1 protein-coding gene is annotated in these 844 nt (G+C 69.9%); it reads left to right on the top strand.

Features of this window, described 5'->3' with window-relative positions; genetic code table 11:
* Positions 1-785, top strand: a 785-nt coding sequence (locus AC08OV_RS23155; RefSeq protein WP_476620313.1) for a DUF459 domain-containing protein, incomplete at its 5' end; no start/stop codon positions are given.
* Between the last annotated feature and the right edge of the window lie 59 nt (positions 786-844).

Genomic DNA, 844 nt, shown 5'->3' with positions numbered 1-844 from the left:
GGGCGGCGACCTCCCCACAACCGGCCGTCGCCGTCAAGGCCGGCGGGAACGCCCCGATCAAGGTCCTGCTAGGCGGCGACTCGGTGGCTCTCACCCTGGGGTTCAGCGACTTCTCCTCGAGGGCCGCCCAGCAGGGTATGGAGATCCACGACTTCTCCAAGCTGGGGTGCGGCGTCGCCCGGGGGGTGCAGCGGCGCATCCTCGGCAGCGCCGGTCCCACCACCGACGGATGCGACCAGTGGCCGCAGCGGTTCGCCCAACGGGTGAACGAGGTCAACCCCGCACTCGCGATCCTGCTGGTCGGTCGCTGGGAGATCACCGACCAGGTGCGGGACGGCCGGTGGACGCACATCGGCGATCCGGGGTTCGACGCCTACCTCGGCCGGGAACTCGACCTCGCCATCGACACACTCGGTGCCAAGGGTGCCAAGGTGGTGCTCCTGACGACCCCGGTGTTCAAGCCGACCGAAGCGCCGAACGGCGGCATCTACCCGGAGACGAAGGCCGAACGGGTGGTGCGGTTCAACGCGCTGCTGCGGGCCGCGGCGGCCCGCCATCCCGGCGTCACCGTGATCGACATCGCGTCGATTCTCACTCCGGGTGACAAGTACGTCGACGAACTGGACGGTGTCCGGCTACGCGACGACGACGGTGTGCACATCTCCAATGGCGGTGCCCGACGGATCGGTGCCGCGATCATTCCCCAGCTTCTCCGGATCGCCCGGGGACCAGCGGCCGCCGCACCCGCGCCGACCACGCCGACCACGGGAGCGGGACCCGGCTGACCCACCCGCTTTACCCGACGCTAACCTTCCGCCCAGTACCGGGCGGTCTACAGGAGGAT

The sequence above is a fragment of the Frankia sp. CeTa3Moorea genome (genome assembly GCF_978021225.1).
This window is presented reverse-complemented; position numbering and strand designations above follow the sequence as displayed.